The sequence below is a fragment of the Prevotella sp. S7-1-8 genome, from assembly GCF_000758925.1.
In the GTDB taxonomy this organism is placed as follows: domain Bacteria; phylum Bacteroidota; class Bacteroidia; order Bacteroidales; family Bacteroidaceae; genus Prevotella.
The window spans coordinates 28,868-50,817 of sequence record NZ_JRNC01000048.1 but is presented as its reverse complement, the minus strand read 5'-3'; the positions used below and the strand labels follow the sequence as shown (position 1 = coordinate 50,817).

Genomic DNA, 21,950 nt, shown 5'->3' with positions numbered 1-21,950 from the left:
GAACAATCACGCGCCAAATCACCCTACCGTTCCCTCAAGCGAGACATTAAGAAGTTTTTGGGCCTCAACGGCAAATTCCATAGGCAACTTGTTGAGCACGTCCTTGGCATAACCGTTGACGATGAGCCCTACGGCGTCTTCCATGGGAATGCCTCGCTGATTGCAGTAGAAGAGTTGTTCCTCGGATATCTTGGAAGTGGTGGCCTCATGCTCCACGATGGCGGTGTGATTGTGTATGTCCATGTAAGGGAATGTGTGGGCGCCACATTCCGACCCCAACAACAACGAGTCGCAACTGCTGTAGTTTCGCGCGTTCTCGGCATTGGCGGCAACCCTGACGAGTCCGCGATAAGAGTTTTGGCTATGCCCGGCGGATATGCCTTTTGAGATGATGGTGGAAGTGGTGTTCTTGCCTATGTGTATCATCTTGGTTCCCGTGTCGGCCTCTTGAAAGTTGTTGGTGACCGCAACGCTGTAAAATTCGGCCTGCGAATTGTCCCCGCGAAGTATGCAACTGGGGTATTTCCACGTGATGGCCGAGCCCGTCTCAACCTGCGTCCACGAGAGTTTGGAGTTTACGCCACGACAGTCGCCTCGCTTGGTCACCAAGTTGAGCACGCCGCCACGCCCCCGCTCGTCGCCCGGATACCAATTCTGCACGGTGGAATATTTCACCTCGGCATTGTCCATCACGACAATCTCGACAATGGCGGCGTGCAGCTGATTTTCGTCGCGCATGGGCGCCGTGCAGCCTTCAAGATATGACACGTACGCATCATCGTCAGCGATAATGAGCGTGCGCTCAAACTGCCCTGTGTTTCTTGAGTTGATGCGAAAATAGCTGCTCAACTCCATGGGGCATCTCACGCCTTTTGGAATGTACACGAAACTGCCATCGCTAAACACCGCGGAGTTGAGCGCGGCGGTAAAATTATCACGGTATGGGACGACGCTTCCAAGGTATTGCCGTACCAAATCGGGATATTCGCGTACAGCCTCGCCGATGGAACAAAAAATGACCCCTTTCTCGGCCAACTGCTTTTTGAACGTGGTTTTCACAGATACCGAATCCATGATGGCGTCCACGGCCGTTCCACTCAAAGCCAAACGCTCCTCCAAAGGTATTCCCAACTTGTCAAAAGTTTTTTCCAATTCGGGGTCAATCTCTTTGTTGGCAGGCTTCTTGGCCATCGGGTCAGCGTAATAAGATATACCTTGGAAATCTATCTTGGGCAAGTGGAGATGCCCCCACGTGGGTATCGAGAGAGTTTGCCAATAGCGGAAAGATTTTAAACGGAAATCCAAAAGCCAGTCAGGCTCATGCTTCTTTTTTGAGATAAGTCGCACCACATCCTCATTCAAACCCACGGGAATAACCTCGGTCTCCACGTCGGTGGTGAAACCAAACTCGTATTTCTGCTCCGCGACTTGCTTGACAAACTTGTTTTTTTCTTGTTTGTTTTGCTCTGCTTTCATATCTAATCATAATCGCGCAAGGATTATGCCACACTTTACAACATTTACATTTATTATGAAAATAGTGACACCCCGGAACTGGGATGTCACTATATATTATAAGGAAGAAATGCTGCCAAGACCGCCCTTACGCCATCAAGCCATTAGCCGTGACTTTCAAGAAGCGTGCCAGCATGTCATTCTTTATGTCACATCCCTTTTAAAGTTTCTGCTCAACCTCAATCTCCGTGAATGTCTCGAGTATGTCACCCGACTGGATATCATTGCAATTTGCCAAAGAGACACCGCACTCCAAGCCTGTGGCCACCTCTTTCACGTCGTCCTTATAGCGTTTCAACGCCGCAATGGGCGCCGTCTTGACCACGATGCCTTCACGCACAACACGAGCCTTGTCCTTGTTGTGCACCTTGCCTTCGATCACCAATCCTCCAGCCACGACACCCACTTTCGAGATGTTGTAAACCTGCTTCACTTCAATCTGTGCAGTCACAATCTCCTTCTTCACTTTGTCAAGCATGCCCACCATGGCATCTTTCACATCGTCTATGGCGTCGTAAATCACGGAGTATGTATTGATTTCAACCCCATTCGAGTCTGCCAAGCGACGAGCCGCGGCTGACGGGCGAACTTGGAAACCCACGATAATCGCGTCTGACGCATCGGCTAACGTCACATCATTCTCGGAGATTTGTCCCACGGCCTTGAATATAACGTTGATTTGAACTTTCTCCGTGGAGAGCTTGATAAACGAGTCGCTCAACGCCTCAATGGAACCATCGGTGTCACCCTTGACAATGATATTCATCTCGTGGAACTCGCCACGGGCTATACGATGAGATATATCGCTCAGCGTGAGACGCGTTTGCGTGCGCAAACTTTGCTCACGTTGCAACTGCTCTCGCTTGTTGGCGATGTCGCGAACCTCTTGTTCCGTTTCCAGCACATGGAACTGGTCGCCGGCCGTCGGGGCGCCATTCAAGCCAAGAATAACACATGGCTCGGCGGGTTTGGCCTCTTCTATGCGCTGGTTGCGCTCGTTGAACATGGCCTTGATACGTCCCCAGCTTGTGCCAGCGATGATAAAGTCGCCCACTTTCAGCGTGCCATTGCTAACCAATACCGTGCTGACATAGCCGCGCCCCTTGTCCAAGGCACTCTCTATCACAGTACCCGTGGCCATACGGTTAGGATTGGCTTTGAGGTCGAGCATGTCAGCCTCAAGAAGCACTTTCTCAAGCAATTCGTCCACGCCAATGCCTTTCTTCGCGCTGATTTCTTGGCATTGGTACTTACCTCCCCAATCTTCTACCAGCAAGTTCATCTGCGAAAGATCCTCGCGTATCTTGTCCGGGTTGGCTCCCGGCTTGTCTATTTTGTTAATGGCGAACACCATTGGCACACCCGCCGCTTGCGCATGGGCTATCGCCTCCTTGGTAGTAGGCATGACAGAATCGTCCGCGGCAATAATGATAATAGCGATGTCCGTGACTTGCGCGCCACGGGCGCGCATGGCGGTAAAAGCCTCGTGACCCGGCGTATCGAGCAATGTAATGTGCCGGCCGTTGTTAAGGGTTACGCTGTACGCGCCCACGTGCTGCGTGATACCGCCCGCCTCGCCTGCGATAACATTGGTGTTGCGTATATGGTCGAGCAACGAAGTCTTGCCGTGGTCCACGTGTCCCATCACCGTCACGATAGGCGAACGAGGCACAAGGTCGCTCTCATCGTCCTCTTCCACGTTCACGGCCTCTTGCACCTCGGCACTCACGTATTCAGTTTTGAAGCCGAACTCGTCGGCCACCAAGTTGATAGTCTCCGCGTCAAGACGCTGGTTGATGGATGCCATCACGCCTATACTCATCAAGGTTGAAATCACTTGGGTAACGCCCACGTTCATCATCGTGGCTAATTCTGACACGGTCACGAACTCGGTTATCTTCAGCACCTTGCTGTCTTTGCTCTCTGCCTTGGCCTCAGCAGATAGTTTTTCTTGGGCAGCCTCTCGTTTTTCTTTACGATATTTGGCTCCCTTTTTGGTCTGGCTCTGCTTGCTTGTCAAGCGGGCCAAAGTCTCTTTTACCTGACGCGCCACATCCTCGTCGTTCACCTCAAGGGGTTTCTGCGAGCGTTTCCTGTTCTTGTTACTATTGTTCTTGCCCTTGCCGCCACCACCATTCTTGGCATTTTGCTGGTTGGCGGCCGCATTGATATCCACCTTGTCTTTGTTAATGCGCTGGCGTTTGCGACGCGTGCCGCCTCCTTGTTGCTTGTTCTTGTCCTCGCGTTCCTTTCTACGCTCCTCTTTTGTCTTCTTCCGAGGGCGCATGTTTTGGTTGATGGCGTCAAGGTCTATCTTTCCCAAAACGTTTACTTTGGGTGCGTTAAGAATTTTCTTCTCGCTTTTCAACTGGAACAGCTTCGGACCATCGCTTTCCTCTTGGGAGCTCTCCGGCTTTTTATCAATTGTCTCTGGTGTGGCCGACACGCTTTCGGCGTTTTCGTCCTGACTCGCCTCCTGAGGACGTTCTACTGCTTTCACGTTTTCTTCTTGTTTCGTTTCTTCTGTTTGCTTAGGCGTAGGAGAAGCCGTTGTCCCAGCTTCTTGCCGTGCCTCCTCCGGCAGTTTTTCCTTTTGGGCACTTATTTCTTTTACAGGTACTTCCGTATTCTCCAACGCAGTAGGCTTGGTGGTCTCTTGCACTTCTTGTCGTTCAGGCTCAGGGCTGACGGCAGCAACCTTGTCCTGAGACATATTGGCGGGCTTGGTGGCATCAGATGATTGGGGCGCAGGTTTCTCTCCCACGTGGTTAAGATCTATCTTGCCTAATGGACGGTACTGCTGGCGTCGATTGCTCTCCAACAAGCTTTCCGCCCGATGGTCTTCTTTCTTGGGTTGTGAGGCACGCTTCTTTTCTTTTGGTTTTTTAAAGAGTTTCTCGGCTTCGTTGCGAACGGCGGCATCCTGTTTGAACGCCTCTATCAAGGCGTGATACTGCCCGTCGCTCAGCTTGAAGGTAGGTTCCGCCTTCACTTCACCAAGCTCACTCTTCTTCTCAAGGAACTCAACTGCCGTCTGGAGCCCTATATTTAATTCTCGTAACGCTTTGTTTAATCTGATGCTCATATATTCTACTTTGAAAGGGAGCAAGCCAAAGGGCAAAAAGGTAAAACCCTCACTTCCTCACCTTGTCTGTTTTTTTTCTCTGTTATCAATCGTCTTTCTCCCACCTTTTTTCACTGCTCGCTTTTACATGGTCGTCTCGGGATTAAAGGATTGCTCATCTTGTCAATTAGACACGGCCTAATTCTCAAACTCTTTGCGAAGCACTTCTATCACGTGGTCTACGGTCTCCTCTTCCAAATCGGCCTTTTCCACCAACATTTCGCGTGGCGCGTTAAGTACCGCCTTGGCCGTATCGAGCCCTATCGACTTAATAGCGTCTATAATCCACTGGTCTATCTCGTCATTGAATTGCTCCAAGTACACGTCATCCTCCTCGTGGTTCGTTTCGCCATCGTTCACCACACGATACACGTCAATGGTATATTCGGTGAGCATCGAGGCCAATTTTATATTCAGTCCGCCACGCCCAATAGCCAAGCTTACCTCTTCGGGCAGCAAATACACGTCGGCCTTTTTGTTTTCCTCATCAAGGGCTATGCTTGATATTTGGGCAGGACTTAAAGCGCGCTGAATAAACAGTTTGGTGTTGGCCGTCCAGTTTACCACGTCTATGTTCTCGTTGCACAGCTCGCGCACGATGCCGTGCACCCTGCTGCCCCTCACGCCCACGCAAGCCCCCACGGGATCTATGCGCTCGTCAAAGCTCTCCACCGCTATCTTGGCACGCTCCCCGGGCATGCGCGCAACCTTCTTAATGGCAATGAGTCCATCGGCTATCTCCGGGACTTCCTGCTCCAAGAGGCGCTCCAAAAACGTTGGGCTGGTACGCGAGAGTATTATCTTGGGATTGTTGTTTTCGTTGTCCACGCGCTCAATGACGGCGCGTATAGTTTCGCCCTTGCGATATTGATCGGCCGGGATCTGCTCCGATTTGGGCAAGATCAACTCATTGTTGTCATCATCGACCAACAGCACCTCTCGTTTCCACACTTGATAAACCTCGGCCGCTATGAGCTGCCCCACACGATCCTTGTATTTGTTATAGAGCGAGTCGTGTTCCAACTCCAATATCTTGCTGGCCAAAGTTTGGCGCAATGTAAGTATGGCACGACGACCAAATTTTGCAAAATTCACTGGCTCAGACACATCCTCACCCACCTCATAGTCGTCTTCTATTTTTTGGGCATCAGCCAAACTTATCTGCTTGTTATCGTCTTCCACCTCGCCATTGGCCACCACCACACGGTTGCGATAAATCTCAAAGTCGCCTTTGTCCGGGTTAACGATAACGTCAAAGTTCTCGTCACTGCCATATATCTTTGCGAGCACGCTGCGAAATGTCTCCTCGAGCACGCTTACCAACGTAGTGCGGTCGATGTTCTTCATCTCCTTAAATTCACGAAAGGAGTCGATCATACTCATCTGCTCGTCGTCTTTTTTTCTTGCTGCCATAGCTTATTTAAAACTTATTAAGTATTTAGTATATTTTATATTGTCCATGCTATATTGGTGGTCCACATCCATCATCACGGGGCGTTTCTTGCCTTCCACCTTAACTTTCTCCTTTACCGACACCACGAAGTCGCGGCCGTCCACGCTTTTGAGCGTGCCCCTGACTTTCTTTCCACTGTCGTCCAGCACCTCCACCGGCTGCCCCACATAGTTATGGTATTGTTGCTCCACCTTGAAAGGCTGGCCCAAACCCGCGGAGCCTACCTCCAACTCGAAATCTTCCTTCTCGCGATCGAGATGATTCTCGATATATTTACTGAGTTCCACACAGTCGTTGATGTACACGCCATCAACGTGATCTATCTCCACCGCGATCTTGTTGTCAGGGCTGACCATCACATCCACCAAGAAATACTCCTTGTCCGCCAGCCATTCATCCACTAAGTTTCTTACGACGTTTTTGTCTATCATAAACCTGTTATTATAAAAAATGAGGAGCTCTCTCGGAGCCCCTCATTCCACTGAACGATGCAAAGTTACTAAAAAAAAAACGTTCACGCAAGAATTTTTCTGGCTTTTTCTTGTCCGCGCGGACTTTTCCACGCTATCTCCAAAACAGCTATCGAATAAGCCTTAGGGCATAGTTGACGAACGTTTCCTTATCTTTAAAGCATACCTTTCATCTTGTTTTGATTGTCAATATCCAGGATTTTGAACTATTTTTGGATTTTTCTTTATTTCTTCTTGAGGTATTGGCATGAGATAATTGGTCGGCGCAGTGAAAGCCCTGCTTACCTGTACCTGAGTTGGTTTCCACCATGCGTCGATATTATCGGCAAGAATATTAACTCCATCAGGGGCTTTGCCCATGCACCTCTCGGCCATGAGCCAACGACGCAAATCCCAAAAATTTTGATTGAGCATGTACATCTCTATCAGTCTCTCCTGCCTAACTATTTCACGCATGCCATCTTTGCCGTTGGCCTTGTCAGGATGCGCGGCATGTGCCCAGGCGTCATCCACCGATGGAAGCCCGGCCCTCGACCTTATTTTGTCAAGGTAAGTCTTGGCCTCTCCAAGTTTGTTCACCTCTACCGCGGCCTCTGCCGCAAGGAGGTACAAGTCGGCCATGGTGAGATATGGATGTATATAATTGATTTTGGGGGATGACGCCGGCTTCAGCGGATCCACCAAACGCTTGTTCAAAAATCCACTTGGCGAGTAGTTGTTATTGCGCAACGTGTTCAGGTTGGCGCCTCTTCCGCTCGGCTCGCCTATCATCATCTTCATCACGATTTTGCCCTCAGCCTTGCCCCTACGGTATTTTTTGTCATAATTACTTCCCTCGGGCTTGTCGCCAGCTATCTCGTAATATCCATTCTCAAAGGTTGTCCAAGCGTACATTCGCGGGTCGCGGTGACAGACAAAAGCGGGCACTTTGCCCTCGGCGTACGAGCAGCCAGCTGGCGCGTCGACCACTTTCCACCAATCTTTTCTGCCCGGGAACGATGGATCCTCGTCCAAGGGAAGCCCCTTGTCGGTGTAAAAACGCTCCATCATGGCAAGCGTGGGGGCGATGGCGTTAAGCGCGAATCGTCCCTTGTCACCTTGGGCGTATGGAGCCGACTTGGCTTGTATGTCATTATTCGATTGCCCCTTGGTGTTACCCCATATTGTCTCGCTCAAGTTTCCCTTGTCAATGATAGCGAATCTCAGGCTCCGCTGTGTCATGTCGGCAGGTTCCGGAGCGTTCACGTTAGTGCCCGGAACAGCCCTATAAAGCGCGAAGCCAGATTTCTCCGCCATCCTCACAGCCTCTTGGCAAGCCTCGTACGCCCTGTCCCATTTGGACTGGTCGAACTTTTGCTCGAACAGAAAAACGCCGTCAGCGTTTTTTATGTTTTTATGGGGAGCGTAGCCGTTAAACAAAGGCGAGGCGGCCATCACCAGCAATTTGGCTTTTAAAGTTTTGGCAGCCACGCTTGTAGCCAGTCCATATTCGTCTCCATCTCGTGTGGGAGGCAAATCTTTGGCAGCCTCGTCCAACATATTGGCGGCGAAATCCACACATTCCGACATGGGCGCTCGCGCCTTGAATTTATCTATAGGCACATTGACATCCTCCACGCCCTTGACTATTATGACCGGACCATAGCTTTGTATGAGCAGATAGTAAAAATAGCCTATGAGAAACTTGGCTTGCGCCTTGTAGTCACTTGCCATCTTCTTGCTCATACCTGGCACGCCATCAACATTGTTAATCAATGTGTAACAATAACGCATGCCGCCCATCAACTCGTCCCAATAAGACATGTGCGGACTGATGGCCGTGTACGTTCCCTGCGAGAACGCGGCGAAAGGGTCAGACTCAAACGCGGTCACCACCTCGTCGCCAGACAAGAAATCGATGGCGCTTTGCGTGTTGCCGTTGTTGGGAATAAAGCCATAGCAACTGTATAGGTAACCCTCCGTGGTGCCCTGATTGGCAAAAGCGTCTTTCTCTGTCGGCGTACCATCCGGCACGATGTCCAAGTAGTCACAACTTGCCACCGCACACGCCATGACAAGGCTACATATTGAATATAGTAATTTCTTTTTCATATCTTTATGCCATTTCTTGATTACAGATTCATTTGCAAACCTAAATTGAATGTCCTTTGGGTGGGATAAGCCAACCCATTGCCGCCACCCATCTCGGGGTCCCACAATTTAAACTTAGAGAACGTACATACGTTGATGGCCGACAAGTAGACACGTACCTGCTTGAAAGAATAACCCAGCTCCACATTCTTGAGCTTCAGGAACGAAGCGTCACGAAGCCAATAAGAAGACGCTTGGGTGTTGTTGGGCATGTCGTCCTTGGTCAAGCGAGGGTATGCGGCGTATGGGTTCTTGTTCTCCGGTGACCAGTGGTCGTCGTCTATAAATTTTAGCACGTTCCTGTTGCTGAACGACCCGAACGGATGAAAATAGCTGAGCAACATTGACGTTTGGGCCACGCCTTGGAAGAACATTCCAAAATCTATTTTCTTGAATTTGACGTTTCCTCCAAATCCATAGACCATTTGCGGCACTTTGGGGTACCCCAACGGAACGACGTCGTTTCCATCTATCTTGCCGTCGCATTTGCCTTCCGCGTTGGGCTGGTCTTTATATTTGATGTCACCAGCCGACACGTTAGGTGACAACGCCTTTTGCGACGGGCTGTTTTTCACGTCCGCCTCGTCCATGAACAACCGCTCGGCCTCATACCCATATATGGTTTGCAGCGACGCACCAACATACGCCTGTCGCGGGTATTCTTGGTACGCAGGCTCATCCCATTTTTCTATCTTGTTCTTCGAATAAGTGAAAGTGCCACGAAGCCCCACATATAAATCCCTCGTAACCTGTTTGTTATAGTCGAGCGACATGTCCACGCCCTTGTTGCTAATCTCTGCGAGGTTGCCATAGAGCTTGGTACGGAGCGTGCCCATGTAGTTTGGCACCACGCCACGGCGTTGGAATACGTTCTTGCGATACTCCCTGAAGAAGTCCGCGCTCAATGACAACCCATCGAACAAACGCATGTCAAATCCCAAGTTAAGCTTTTGGCCCACTTCCCATGTAATGCCTTTGTTCTCAAATTGCTCGTATTTCGGGCCAGACTTGGAGTAGTCTTGGTTGATGCCCGTGGTGTAGCTCGGACCGCCGGTCATGTAAATATTAGACATGTAAGCGAAGCGAGTGCCACCTATTTGGTCATTGCCCACCAATCCGTAACTTGCTCTCAACTTGAAGAACGAGATGTAACTTTTTAAAGGTGTCCAAAAACGCTCTTCAGAAACATTGTATCCCACAGCCACAGAGGGGAAAAATCCGAAACGATTGCCCTTCGCGAAATTCTCGGAGCCATTGTATCCAAAGTTGGCCTCGAACAAATATTTGTTCGCGTACCCATAAGTCACGCGGCCTGCCAATCCCTGCTTGCGGTAAGGAAGGTTTCCCAGCAAGTTGCGATCGGTCACGTTCCTTGCCAACTCGTCTTGGTTGTAATTGAGCATGGCGCCCAGTTCATGCTCGCCAAACTTTTGATTCCACAGCAGCATGACATGAAAATAAACAGACCTGTTACCTTGCGACCACCCATTGGAGCGCAGGCTTGTGTCCTGCTCCCTGCCTATGGGCTGGAGGTTCAGGTCGTACGTGCCGTCAGGTTTCTTAGTGTAGCTCCTAAGCTCAAAAAAGTTATGGTCTCTCATTCTTTCCGTGTCAGTGTACGACCAGTTCTTGAACGAGGCGAGCGCCGAGAGCTTTAGTCCATGAACCAACATCGAGAGGTCCTGGTCCAATTGTAAATTGGCGATAACAGTGGAGCTGAAGTTGTTGGTGTAGCCGTTTACGGCGTCGGCCATGGGGTTTTGCGCTCCCATCCATCCCAAGTTTTTGGAGCCCCATCTCACGTAGTTTTGATAGTCTGTTGCCGGATAGTTGATAGGGAAATCAACAGGATTTGAGTTTATCACGGCATTGAAAATACCACCCACATTACTGTTTGGGCCACTCGAATTGCCTATCTGCGTATTTAGCCTGAGCGCTATCGTCGTGCTCTTCGTGAGATTCATTTGTATATTGTTTTGAAACGCGTAGCGCCAATAATCCAGTTGATTGTTATATCCATAGTACCTTTGACTCACGTTTTTAAGCATGCCAGTCTGGTGGTCCACTGTCACAGACATGAAGTAGTTGAGCCTTTTTCCTCCACCACTGATGTTCATGTTTACCTTTTGGTTGAACGTATGGTTTCTGAACAGTTCGTCATACCATCTCACATTTGGAAACGCGTATGGGTCGAGCCCTTGTCTCGTGCCCTCTATTTTCTCTTTCGAATATGGGGTGGCACCAGTGGGAAGATTGGCTATCGCCTCGTTAAACAGTTCCATAAAACGTGGTCCATCCACAAATTTTGGCAATCTCGTAGGCGTGTTTACATACCCCTCCACACGAATACTGACCGATGGTTTAGCTTGGTTCTCACCTGTTTTGGTAGTCACTATTATCACGCCATTGGCGCCTCTGCTGCCATAGAGGGCCGTGGCCGTGGCATCTTTGAGTACCGAGAATTCAGCTATCACCTCTGGGTCGAGCGCGTTGAGGTCGTCCGCGGTAATCTGCACACCATCCAATATGATTAGCGGCGATGTGGCCGGGCTCGTCGTGGACATTCCCCTTATCCAAAAGTCGGCTCCGTCAGACCTTGGCGCGCCAGACCGTTGCACAGCTATCATACCAGCTATTCGGCCGGCGAACGCCGCCGAAAGGTTGGGAGTGGGAATCTTCAACTCACGTGGCCTGATGGTCTGCACAGACCCGACGATGGAAACTTTCTTTTGTCCCGTTCCAAATGCGGTGACCACATACTCATTCAATTCTGTCGAAGAAGGACGCAACTCCACCTTCATGCCGTCATGAGCAGCCACTTCCGAGCTTTTGTAGCCTACATACGAGAACAATATTTTGTCCCCCTCTTTGGCCTTGATGCTAAACTTGCCATTCACGTCTGTGATGGTAGCCCTCCGGGCGTCAGACTTCAATCTGACCGTGGCGCCCACAATCGTTTCGCCCGCTTCTCCGCGAACTTCACCTGTTATGGTCTTGTCTTGTGCCATAACAGACAACATGGAGAATACAAACGAGACAAACAAAATAAGTCTTTTTGTGTTCATAAATGGATGTTTTATAAATTTAAAGAATATAACCTATGTGCTTAATACACAAAAAAGGAGACTGGAGCGCATCGTAAAGACAAGTTTTTTTAAAAATGATAGGCGTCATCTATCTCGCGATTGTAACTACGCCACATCTTTGCTCTACCAAGATCTTGGACTTGAGCATATCGCATGATACTTCACTATTATGTAAGTAACATGCGAACGAAGCATCTAAATCCTTCTGTATTATACTCCCTCTTACAGAAATGATTTGTTAATTTGTTTTAACGAAATGCTCTCTACCGCTTACAAGGATGTAAAATTAATTTATTTTCTTCAAATTACAGGCTCGTGCAAAAATTTATGTTTATTTTTATTTATTTTTAACAAATTATCTCCACGACCTCATGATACCCATACCAACCCTTCTCTACCCACATGACACAGTATTGTCGATAACCAAGCCATGCCTGTAACCATTTTTCTATCACACCGCATAAAACGCTACTATATCGTCTTATTTCTCAACGCAGATTGTGTATGTGTAAAATTAAACTCACAAAAAAATGTGCTTCCATACTTGTCATTTTAGAGAAAAACAAAGCGTTCTACAATCCCCAAACCTCTTAATATTTCAAAAAAAGTAAAATAATGACACCCCAAATATCTCAATCGCAACGCGTCTGAGTACTTATCAGGTGACGTTTAGAGGCTATACAACCTGCGTTTAAGAACTAAACGAGACGTGTTTAAGGCTTAATCGCATCGGCTTTAGACCTTAATCCGAAAATAAAAAACGAACGCAAAGATATAAAATAACGTAAAAACGCTATAAAACACTATCTACAAGATAGTTGCAAAAATCTATCCGTTTTCACAATATTCCGAGTTAATGCAAGAAAAAATTCAAATACGCGAGGCACAAACCGCCTTTTGTCAGATTTTTTTGAGATTTTTTATAGGGTATGGAGTATGTCCATAATGGGCATCAGCCCATTATGGACATACTCTATAGCCGCTTGCTGACAAATGCAAGCGTCAAGAAACCAAACTATCAATCTCGCGCTCGACTCACCAATTCGGCGGGCAACGTTGGCATTGCGCCCTTTTGCGTACACACGTAAGCGCTCACGTCCACGGCCAAACTGTGTGCTTCGGCAATGGACATGCCCGCAAGAATAGCGGCTGTGAAACTGCCCGTGAATGAGTCGCCAGCCCCAACAGTGTCCGCTACTTTAACGCTCGGTGTTTCTTTGAAGCTCTTGGTACCGGGCGCGAAGACATAGCTGCCATTGGTGCCACATGTCAGCACCAGCATATCAAGGTCGTATTTGCCAAGGATGAGCCAGCATTTGTTCTCCATGTCAAGCCCGGGATAATCGAACATGCGACCGATTATAACCAATTCTTCATCGTTAATTTTCAACACGTTGCACCGTCTCAGGCTGTCTCGAATGATCTCCTTGGTATAGAAATTGCCACGCAGATTAATGTCAAAAATCTTAAGGCAACTCTCTGGCGTGGCATCTAAAAAGCTGTGAATAGTGCCGCGCGAAGTCGCGTCACGTTGAGCCAACGTACCAAAACACACGGCCCGGGCATTGGCCGCCACATCTTGCATCTCGGGCGTGAATGGTATGTTATCCCAAGCCACATTGTTTTTGATGTCGTAAGTGGGTATACCATCGTCGTTAAGTTCTACGCCTACGGTACCTGTGGGATAACCCACGCGGGGCATGATGTAATCAAGTCTTTTGCCATCAAGCTGCCTGAGAGTCTCGTCGCCCAAGATATCGTTACCCAATGCACTGACAGCGATTGCATCTTGACCAAACTGACCAGCATGATACGCGAAGTTTGCTGGCGCACCGCCAAGTTGGGCACCTTGCGGAAGCATGTCCCACAACGCCTCTCCAAGTCCTACTATATATTGTTTCATAATGACAGATTGTCCGCGCGAGGCCTCCGAGCCTCATCGATAGCAAATGCGATATGGTAATCTAAAGGCCTGCGCGGAACTTAATTTATATGGTTTGTAATATTTCAGAAAATGTTTTCATACACTATGCGCGCGCTATTGATCGAACGGTATATGGTAGCAGGTTATTTATTGATACGACCTATATAACTCAACAGATACAGCACGCCTACCGCCATCACCATTACTGCGCCAACCTGACCGATGGCATCGCTGGCAAAACCCATGAACAGCGGGAAAACAGTACCACCAAAAAGCCCCATGATCATCAAGCCGCTTACCGCGTTTTTCTTGGTGGGCACCGAGAGAAGAGCCTGAGAAAAAATAATGGAAAACACATTGGAGTTGCCATAGCCGAGCAGCGCAATAGCAACATAGAGTGCCCATCGCTCCGTGCCGACACCCAATCCTGCCATGCCCAACGCCATCATGGAGACGCTGATGACAAAGAACGATCGGATAGACATAATGCGCAGGAAATAACTACCAGTGAGACAGCCTGCGGTTCGGAAGATGAAATATAGGCTCGTAGCAAAGGCTGCCTCGTTGAGCGACATGCCCAAGCGCTCCATCAAAATCTTTGGTGCCGTGGTATTGGTGCCCACATCAATGCCCACGTGGCACATGATACCAAGAAAGCTGAGCAACACAATCGGCATGCCCAAAAGACGAAAGCTGTCTGCGAAAAGCCTCAACACAGAATTTTCCGTATCCGCCCCCTCGTCGGCTCGCTCCTCGTCTATAGGTGTAAGCCCCAGCAACAGCATGGCCACAATGGCCACAACCATATAGATGGGAAAAAGCACGCGCCACGACAGCCCAAAACAAGGGATGGCGGCAGTGGCTCCCCACATGGCAATGTAGGGTGCCATGAACGAAGCAATGGCCTTAACAAACTGACCGAAGGTGAGCGTCGAGGCCAAATGACCACTGATAAGCATGGACACCAAAGGGTTGAGTGAGGTTTGCATGAGTGCGTTGCCTATGCCCAAAAGTGAGAAAGCGACAAGCATGACGTAAAAGCTCGCTGAGAAAATAGGCAGCAGCAACGACACGATAGTGACGACAAGCGAGAGTAGCACCGTTTTCTTGCGCCCTATCTTGTTCATCAATACACCCGTAGGTACGGAGAAAATAAGAAACCAGAAAAACACCAACGATGGCAGTACATTGGCCACCGAGTCGGTCAACCCTAAGTCTGACTTGACATAATTGGATGCGATGCCCACTAAATCCACGAAGCCCATGACAAAGAAACAGAGCATCACGGGTATGAAGGCTATTTTATTAGTTTTACTCATGATTTAAGTTTTTGGAGACTTTGGATGATTTATCTCAATTCATAGACGCGGGCTTTGCCACCCTTGACTACAAGTGAGGTATAGGGAGACGATGGAAACACGATGTTAGACATGGCCATTTTGCCATCTGCGTCAAACACCTCTATGCTGCTTTTATCCACAAATATTTGGAGTTGGCGCATGCGTCCTCGGGTGGGTGCGTTGGTCACGACAGCAAAATCGGCAGAGAAAGCGGTATCGCCGCTCTTGGAACGATCCATGCTGAATGTCTCGTTGGCTACGTCGTAGGTCATCACCACACACTCTCCCTTGGCGTTAGACAGCGTAATGGTGGCGTTTCCGCGCAGCTTCACGTCTATGCGACAGGCATCGGCAAGCTTTCTCGATGGTTTGTCCCTAAATGCGCGCAACACCTCGGGGGATGGTTTCACACTGCAATAGCTCTCGCCTCGATAGGTGAACAGGCCGAGATCACGCGGCAAGCCATTGGCCGATCGATACTGCCGCGTGGGTACTTGCCCTGCATATTGCCAATTGCTCATCCATGGCATGGCCACATGACGGCCGTCGGGAGCGTTGGAGAAAGTGACGGTGGCATAGTGATCTTTACCCCAGTCCATCCATTTGATCTCGCCCGGAGTGTCCTCACACACGAACTTGCGACCGTCAAAACTGCCCACGAAATACTGGGTGGCCGAGCCACCGAAGGGACCTCCGGGATTGATGTTGCAGATGAGCAACCATCGATCGCCCATATTCAGCAGGTCTGGACATTCCCACACGCCGCCGTGGCAGCCGTAGCCCTCGCCAAAATCACTCTCGAAAGTCCACTCTTTGAGATTGTGCGAAGTGTATATTTTCATGTGCTGCCCCTCGGCCAAGATCATGTTCCATTTGCCAATCTCCTCATTCCAAAATACATGCGGATCGCGAAAGTCGGGGGTGTTGGAAACGAGCACGGGATTACCAGCATATTTGACGAACGTCTTGCCGTTGTCAACGCTGTACGCCAAACTCTGAGTCTGGCTGCGAGCGGCAGATGTGTACATGGCCACAATAGCTCCAGCGCCAAATCCTGCTGTGTTATCCTTGTCAACAACAGCCGAGCCACTAAAGATGGTTCCCAACGCATCAGGAAGCACAGGGTCGCCCTCGAAAGTCCAATTTACCAAATCGCGCGAGATGGAATGACCCCAAGTCATGTTCTCCCACTGTGACCCGAAGGGGTTGTGCTGGAAGTAAAGGTGCCACGTACCGTCCTTGTAAAACATACCATTGGGATCGTTCATCCATCCCCACAAAGGTGTGTGGTGGTATCTTGGGCGATGACGCTCGCGATTGGTGGTGTCGAAAGTGTCAGTGTATCGTACCTGTTTCCAGCAAACGTATTCGTTTATTGGTATGTCATTGCCCATCTCTGTCCTGGCGTTCTTATCGGGAAAGCTGATGTCAAGTATTCCCTGGGATGAGCCAAGAGTATCGAGAGGGAGCGGTACAACATAGTCCACCTTGCTCACAGCCAATTTGCAATTGAATTCTCTGACCACCCTATCTCCTTTGATGAGGCGTAGATGTGCGTTCTCCTGACTTTCCTCTACAGGCAAAAGTAGGTATTTAGCCGTAGCGCTCACACGCAGCATGGCGTGGGTAGAGCCGAGAAACATAGTCTCGAAAGGCTGTGCGTTAGCTATGACGCAGAGGCAAATCAACGTCATAGTGGCAATCGTAGTTTTAAGTGTGCTAAACATCATATAGGTTTTTATGAGTCATTCTTTTTTTTAAAATGAGGCCAAAGCATGCCTGTCATGGCAATTACAGTTTATCATGCTATTTAAACGCTCTCTTAGCCTATGGCTAAACACGTCTTAAACGCCTGACACGCATGCGACAAAATGGGATATAGGGTCCAACTTTATTACCCCTATTCATATCCTTTATTCTGTGAGTAGAGGCCAGGGATGTAATAAAGCTGATTGTATGGTACCGGGAAATATTCGTTCTTACCCGGCGTGAAGTGTGCATCCCTGTAGTATTTGGCATAAGTTTGCCCCTCGTAGTTGTCTTCTACCTCACGCTTGAAATACTCGTTGAGTGTCTTAGAGAGCAATCCCCAACGCCTGAGGTCAAAGAAACGCGCGTGCTCCATACCCGTCTCCACACGTCGCTCCCATCTCAAGCATTCACGGGCCATAGCCTGTGTGGCGAAATATTTGTCAGGGTAAAGTGCTATCTCGCACTGGTTTGCGGCATAATTGATATGCTTATTGATAGAGTTTGCCGCGCGCTGCCGTATATGGTTAATTATAATTCTGGCCTCAGCGAGACGCCCAATCTCTATAAGTGCCTCGGCCCTGTCAAGCATTACATCTGTGTATCGAATGACATAATCATTCATGGCAAAAGCCTGCCACGGCGTGTTGTATGTCTCGCCCTTGCCGCGTTGCGACACCTCTTTCAGGGAAGAATAGTAGCCATAGGTGTTTGGGGTGCGTGAATTGGCTTTCGTCTGCATATAGTTTTGCTCATATTTATAAGGGAACGTGGGCATGCCCACCGTGTGGAACAAGCGCGGGTCCCACTTCTGTGCGGTTGGGAAACCGTTGACTGGATAGTCGTTGGAACGGTTATAATCATCAAACAAGGGTAACCCGTCCTTGGTTTTAAAGGCGTTGACCAAATCTTGCGATGGCTTGTGAAAATCCCATCCGCACGACCACATGCCCCACATGCCATTCAACGTGTTAGCCCAATTGGCCCTGCCGTATTTCGTATTGTCATCCTCGTAATTGGAATGTTGTACCGCAAACACCGACTCTTTGCTGTTTTTATGCTCAGGAAGAAATATGTCGCCATAATCATCGAGGTATCCATAGTTGGAGTTTTTGACTACGTCTGTATATTCTACCACCTTCTGCATATAGTCTTTGTTGATGAATTTTATACCGGTGCTGTCCTCGTAACCATTACCCCATGCTATGTTCAGGTAGCATTTGGCCAAATAGGCCGCTGCCGCCACTTTGTTGGCTCGCCCACCCTCATACTGGTTGGCGGGCAAGACGTCGTATGCATGCTTGAAATCAGCTATAACTTTGTCCCACAATTGTTTATGGGAGAGTGCGTCGTTTCTTATTTGCTCTTGCTTGCCTTCTTTATAGACCATCTCGTCAATCCAAGGTATTTTATTAAAAACCATCAATAGTTTGTAGTAGAGATGCGCCCTTAGGAATTTCACCTCGCCTATTCTTTGGGCGGTAACTTGCTCACCGAGCTTGGATTTCCCATAGGTGTCCAACGATAATAAAGCTCTGTTACACCGGCTAATACCTACGTAAAGATGATACCATAACTCGTCCAAATGTCCCAATGTTGGTGTCAATGCGCTGAACACCTCCACGGCATGATATTCCGTGTCGGAGGTACCCGATCCACCTTTGAGACAATCGTCGGAGGCCAGATCGCCGTAAGGCCAAAGGTTAAAAGGATAAGTGTACCAGTCGTCGCCCAGGATAGCATAGGCCGACGTCACCATACCATCAGGGTCTGAGAATGCCAGATCCTCGTCTACGATAGCTGTTGGTTTGTAATCAAGAAAGTCGTTGCAACCGATTGTCACCGTCGCGACAGCAATTGCAAATATGGAGGATAATATATTTGTTTTCATTTCAGAAAGAGATAAAAAGTTGTTAGAAACCAATTTGCAGACCAAACGATACTGATGTGGCCAATGGGTAAGCCCAGTTGGGATTCTCTGGGTCTGAGCATGTGAGACTGCTGCTCTTCACGGTCAGCAGGTTTTGCCCAGAAATATAAGCTCGAGCACTTGCCATGCGCCACTTGGAGACGATATTTTGTGGAAGGCTGTATCCTACCTGCAAAGTTCGCAACTTGAGATATGAGCCATTCTCCACATAGTAATTGGAGACACGTCCCTCGTCGGCCGTATTATTGGTGGTAAGCGCAGGGATGGTGGAGGTAGTGTTATCGGTGGTCCAAGCGGATAGCATTCGGTTACCTTTATTGGAGCCTGCGTCCGTAACACTCCAGAAATCTGTTTGGAATTTTTGGTTGTTGTACACATCTTGGTTCATCACGCCCTGCCAAAACATGCTTAAATCTATCCCCTTATAGTTCAAGGCTACGTTCAAGCCATACGAGAAAGCGGGCACTGGATTGAATATCCAAGTTTGGTCTGCCTCGGTAATACGCTCGTTTCCATCCAAGTCCGCATATTTCAAGCCACCAAGTCTAGCATTTGGTTGCCCTGAGGCAAGCACCTCTTCTTTCGTTTGGAACAATCCGTTGGTAACATACCCGACGATGGAGCCGTAAGGTTTGCGAGCCTCCACTAAGTTTTGTTTTGTAGTGTGTGCGTAAGAGCCTGTGGTCGAAGATGGTAGTTGTGTTACCCTATTGCGGAAGAAATCGAGATTTCCGTTTATGTCTATTTCCAGCCCATTAGCCAAGGTTTGGCGATAGCCCATCATAAACTCCATACCCCAGTTGCGTAGCGATGGGCCGTTGGACCATTGTGCCCCACCCTCACCCATCACCGCCAGATACGCTGGATTGATGAGCATGTCCGTGATATCCTTGATATACGCGTCCACCGTGCCATATAGCGCATTGTCAAAAAACATATAGTCCAAGCCTATATTATACTGCGTGGTGGTTTCCCATTTCAAGTTTTCGTTAGCCCTTTGTATGGCTCTATAGCCCGACGGGAACGTGCCACTGCCTGCGAGACTTAGGTCGTAAGCCGTGGACGTGGTGCGATCAAGGCCATAGTCGGCTACGTAAAGGCCGTAATGTGCATTATTGTCAATACCCTGATTACCAGTTTTACCCCACGAAAGGCGCAGTTTCAAATCGTCTATCCATCTCGCGTGCATTAGTTCAGAAAAGCGAAAACCGAGTGTGGCTGCGGGAAAATCGCCCCAACGGTGCTTCTCTCCAAATCGAGAGCTGCCATCATGACGTAACGTGAACGAAGCCAATAGCAGGTCTCTATAGTTATAATCTACCTTTCCGAAGAACGACGCAAGGCGGTATCCCACTTTCGCTCCCATATTATGCGCAGCTCCCGTGGCTGCATTAGGCCACATATAGTGCTTGGTTTCTAAAGCGTACCCTTCGGAAAGGGCGTGAAAATCCACCAAGCTCTGCTTGTTGATCTCTGAGCCAAGTAGCACGTTAAAATGATGGTTTTTGTTGTAATCAAATAGGTAGTTGAGCGTGTTAGACCATGTATAATTGGTGTTATTAGTCTGTCCCAAATCTGTTTTGGCTACATTGTTATTCACAATATCAGAAGCATAGGTATGCGTCAAGGCATTGATAAACGACGTGGTGTAATCCAAACCGAAGTTAGATCTGAACAAGAGACCTTTCAGTGGTGTAACTTCCACGTAGGCGTTGCCAAAGAGTTTCCAAAAGTCCAAATGGTTGTCTTTATTATGATACAGTTCTCGCATAGGGTTTTGGCGGTCGCTCATACCACCCACAGGTCCTGCGAATGTCACCCCGTCTTTTTCATAGACAGGTACTGTGGGCGACATTTTGAGTGCGTTCTCCATGGGTGCACTATCCACTTGCTTATTATACGACAATGTAAAGTTCTCTCCTACCTTCACCATTTTGTTTATTTGATAAGAGTTGTTCCATCGAGCCGCAATACTTTGAAAATCGGTATATTTCAAGATTCCATCGTTTTTCTTATACCCCAATGAAAACATGGAAGTGGTTTTATTCGTCGCACTTGATAGAGATACATTGTAGTTGCGAGAGAAACCCACTCTCGAGATTTCTCCCATCCAGTCAGTATCCGAGCAAACCATACTACGTTTAGAGTTGATATAGCCATCATAGCGACCATTTACCGTAAAGTTTTCATAACGTTTGGCTATAGGATTCCACGCCGTAATATCCACGCCTTTTTCCGCTTTTAGGTTTAAACCATAATTGGCGGCATAAGCCACAGGATCCATCCCATCGTTCAGGGCGGCTTGTGCCATAGCCGTAGCGTATCCCTTGGTATCTAACAGTTTCATCTTTGACTGTGGCGTGTAGAACTGTGCGGTGAGGTTAGCCGAGAAGTCCACTTTTATTTTGTCTCCCTTCTTGCCTTGCTTTGTCGTGATTATAATCACGCCATTGGCGGCCCTGCTACCATAAATAGAGGCCGATGCAGCATCTTTGAGCACTTGCATGCTTTCGATGTCGTTTGAGTTGAAAGTGTTCATGGCCGATGTTAATGGTACACCATCCACGATATACAGAGGTTCTTGCGAAGAGTTGAAAGACCCTATGCCTCGCACGCGAACCGTGGCTGTACCGCTAGGCGACCCTGTGTCTGTGATGGTAACACCTGCCACACGTCCCTGAAGCGCTTTCATAGGATCCGCATCGGGCGATGTCCTTATGGCATTGGTCTTCACTACCGATACCGCCCCGGTCAAGTCGGCCTTGCGTTGGGTGGTATAACCCGTCACTACTACCTCGTTAAGATCGTTGGCATCTTCCTTAAGGATGATTTTCATAGCCACCGCGGCAGGAAACTCCATTGTGCGATAGCCTACATAAGAGATGACAAGCGTTGCCCCCTTAGTCACCTCCAACTTAAAATTTCCGTCTATGTCGGTCACGGTAGCGTTATTCGTACCTTTCTCCATGACCGTTGCACCGATTACCTCCAAGCCTGTCCCATCGACAATAGAGCCCGAAGCCTTGAGTTGTTGCGCGCTCGTGACCGCGCAAACCATTATGAGCGCAAGGCTCATGATTGTCCTTTTTAGGTTTTCCATCGAATGTTCGTTTACGTTAGTACTTAGGTTTAACGCTCACAAAATTAGAGCAAAGTTGTCATGCCGTCATTAAAATATCGTTCATTGAATAGCAAAAACGTAAACCACGTAACATTTTTGTTATTCAAT

11 protein-coding genes are annotated in these 21,950 nt (G+C 48.6%); all 11 read right to left on the bottom strand.

All coding sequences use genetic code 11. The annotated features are described in order from the left end of the window. Positions 1–18: 18 nt before the first annotated feature. Positions 19–1,476 carry a Fe-S cluster assembly protein SufB gene (gene sufB, locus HMPREF1640_RS08135; protein ID WP_036893802.1) on the bottom strand — a complete coding sequence of 486 codons (1,458 nt, stop codon included), beginning with the start codon at positions 1,474–1,476 and terminating at the stop codon, positions 19–21. 199 nt (positions 1,477–1,675) lie between these two features. Then, positions 1,676–4,600 carry a translation initiation factor IF-2 gene (gene infB, locus HMPREF1640_RS08130; protein WP_036893800.1) on the bottom strand — a complete coding sequence of 975 codons (2,925 nt, stop codon included), beginning with the start codon at positions 4,598–4,600 and terminating at the stop codon, positions 1,676–1,678. Between the two features lie 177 nt (positions 4,601–4,777). Beyond that, positions 4,778–6,052, bottom strand: coding sequence for a transcription termination factor NusA (nusA, locus tag HMPREF1640_RS08125; RefSeq protein WP_036893799.1), 1,275 nt, complete (start codon positions 6,050–6,052; stop codon positions 4,778–4,780). Between the two features lie 3 nt (positions 6,053–6,055). After that, a complete protein-coding gene (gene rimP, locus HMPREF1640_RS08120; protein ID WP_036893798.1) occupies positions 6,056–6,523 on the bottom strand; it encodes a ribosome assembly cofactor RimP in 468 nt (155 codons plus the stop codon). A gap of 225 nt (positions 6,524–6,748) precedes the next feature. Continuing rightward, a complete protein-coding gene (locus tag HMPREF1640_RS08115; protein WP_036893797.1) occupies positions 6,749–8,653 on the bottom strand; it encodes a RagB/SusD family nutrient uptake outer membrane protein in 1,905 nt (634 codons plus the stop codon). A gap of 20 nt (positions 8,654–8,673) precedes the next feature. Then, a complete protein-coding gene (locus tag HMPREF1640_RS08110; protein WP_052051767.1) occupies positions 8,674–11,757 on the bottom strand; it encodes a TonB-dependent receptor in 3,084 nt (1,027 codons plus the stop codon). A 1,039-nt stretch (positions 11,758–12,796) separates the two neighbouring features. Continuing rightward, positions 12,797–13,681: a carbohydrate kinase gene (locus HMPREF1640_RS08100; protein WP_036893792.1), complete on the bottom strand. Its 885-nt coding sequence runs from the start codon at positions 13,679–13,681 to the stop codon at positions 12,797–12,799. 164 nt (positions 13,682–13,845) lie between these two features. Further along, positions 13,846–15,021: an MFS transporter gene (locus HMPREF1640_RS08095; protein WP_036893791.1), complete on the bottom strand. Its 1,176-nt coding sequence runs from the start codon at positions 15,019–15,021 to the stop codon at positions 13,846–13,848. 29 nt (positions 15,022–15,050) lie between these two features. Next, positions 15,051–16,736: a DUF4980 domain-containing protein gene (locus HMPREF1640_RS08090; protein WP_231565868.1), complete on the bottom strand. Its 1,686-nt coding sequence runs from the start codon at positions 16,734–16,736 to the stop codon at positions 15,051–15,053. 206 nt (positions 16,737–16,942) lie between these two features. Further along, the gene (locus HMPREF1640_RS08085) at positions 16,943–18,682 is read right to left on the bottom strand and encodes a RagB/SusD family nutrient uptake outer membrane protein (protein ID WP_036893790.1); all 1,740 of its coding nucleotides are present in this window, start codon (positions 18,680–18,682) and stop codon (positions 16,943–16,945) included. Positions 18,683–18,704: 22 nt separating this feature from the next. Beyond that, on the bottom strand, positions 18,705–21,821 hold the full coding sequence (locus HMPREF1640_RS08080) for a TonB-dependent receptor (protein WP_036893788.1): 3,117 nt from the start codon (positions 21,819–21,821) through the stop codon (positions 18,705–18,707). Between the last annotated feature and the right edge of the window lie 129 nt (positions 21,822–21,950).

Excerpts from the sequence above, each read along its gene's own strand:
- HMPREF1640_RS08095 (WP_036893791.1), bottom strand. The coding sequence starts at position 15,021 with ATGAGTAAAACTAATAAAATAGCCTTCATACCCGTGATGCTCTGTTTC.
- rimP (WP_036893798.1), bottom strand. The coding sequence starts at position 6,523 with ATGATAGACAAAAACGTCGTAAGAAACTTAGTGGATGAATGGCTGGCG.
- infB (WP_036893800.1), bottom strand. The coding sequence starts at position 4,600 with ATGAGCATCAGATTAAACAAAGCGTTACGAGAATTAAATATAGGGCTC.
- HMPREF1640_RS08100 (WP_036893792.1), bottom strand. The coding sequence starts at position 13,681 with ATGAAACAATATATAGTAGGACTTGGAGAGGCGTTGTGGGACATGCTT.
- sufB (WP_036893802.1), bottom strand. The coding sequence starts at position 1,476 with ATGAAAGCAGAGCAAAACAAACAAGAAAAAAACAAGTTTGTCAAGCAA.
- HMPREF1640_RS08080 (WP_036893788.1), bottom strand. The coding sequence starts at position 21,821 with ATGGAAAACCTAAAAAGGACAATCATGAGCCTTGCGCTCATAATGGTT.
- HMPREF1640_RS08090 (WP_231565868.1), bottom strand. The coding sequence starts at position 16,736 with ATGACGTTGATTTGCCTCTGCGTCATAGCTAACGCACAGCCTTTCGAG.
- HMPREF1640_RS08115 (WP_036893797.1), bottom strand. The coding sequence starts at position 8,653 with ATGAAAAAGAAATTACTATATTCAATATGTAGCCTTGTCATGGCGTGT.
- HMPREF1640_RS08085 (WP_036893790.1), bottom strand. The coding sequence starts at position 18,682 with ATGAAAACAAATATATTATCCTCCATATTTGCAATTGCTGTCGCGACG.
- HMPREF1640_RS08110 (WP_052051767.1), bottom strand. The coding sequence starts at position 11,757 with ATGAACACAAAAAGACTTATTTTGTTTGTCTCGTTTGTATTCTCCATG.
- nusA (WP_036893799.1), bottom strand. The coding sequence starts at position 6,052 with ATGGCAGCAAGAAAAAAAGACGACGAGCAGATGAGTATGATCGACTCC.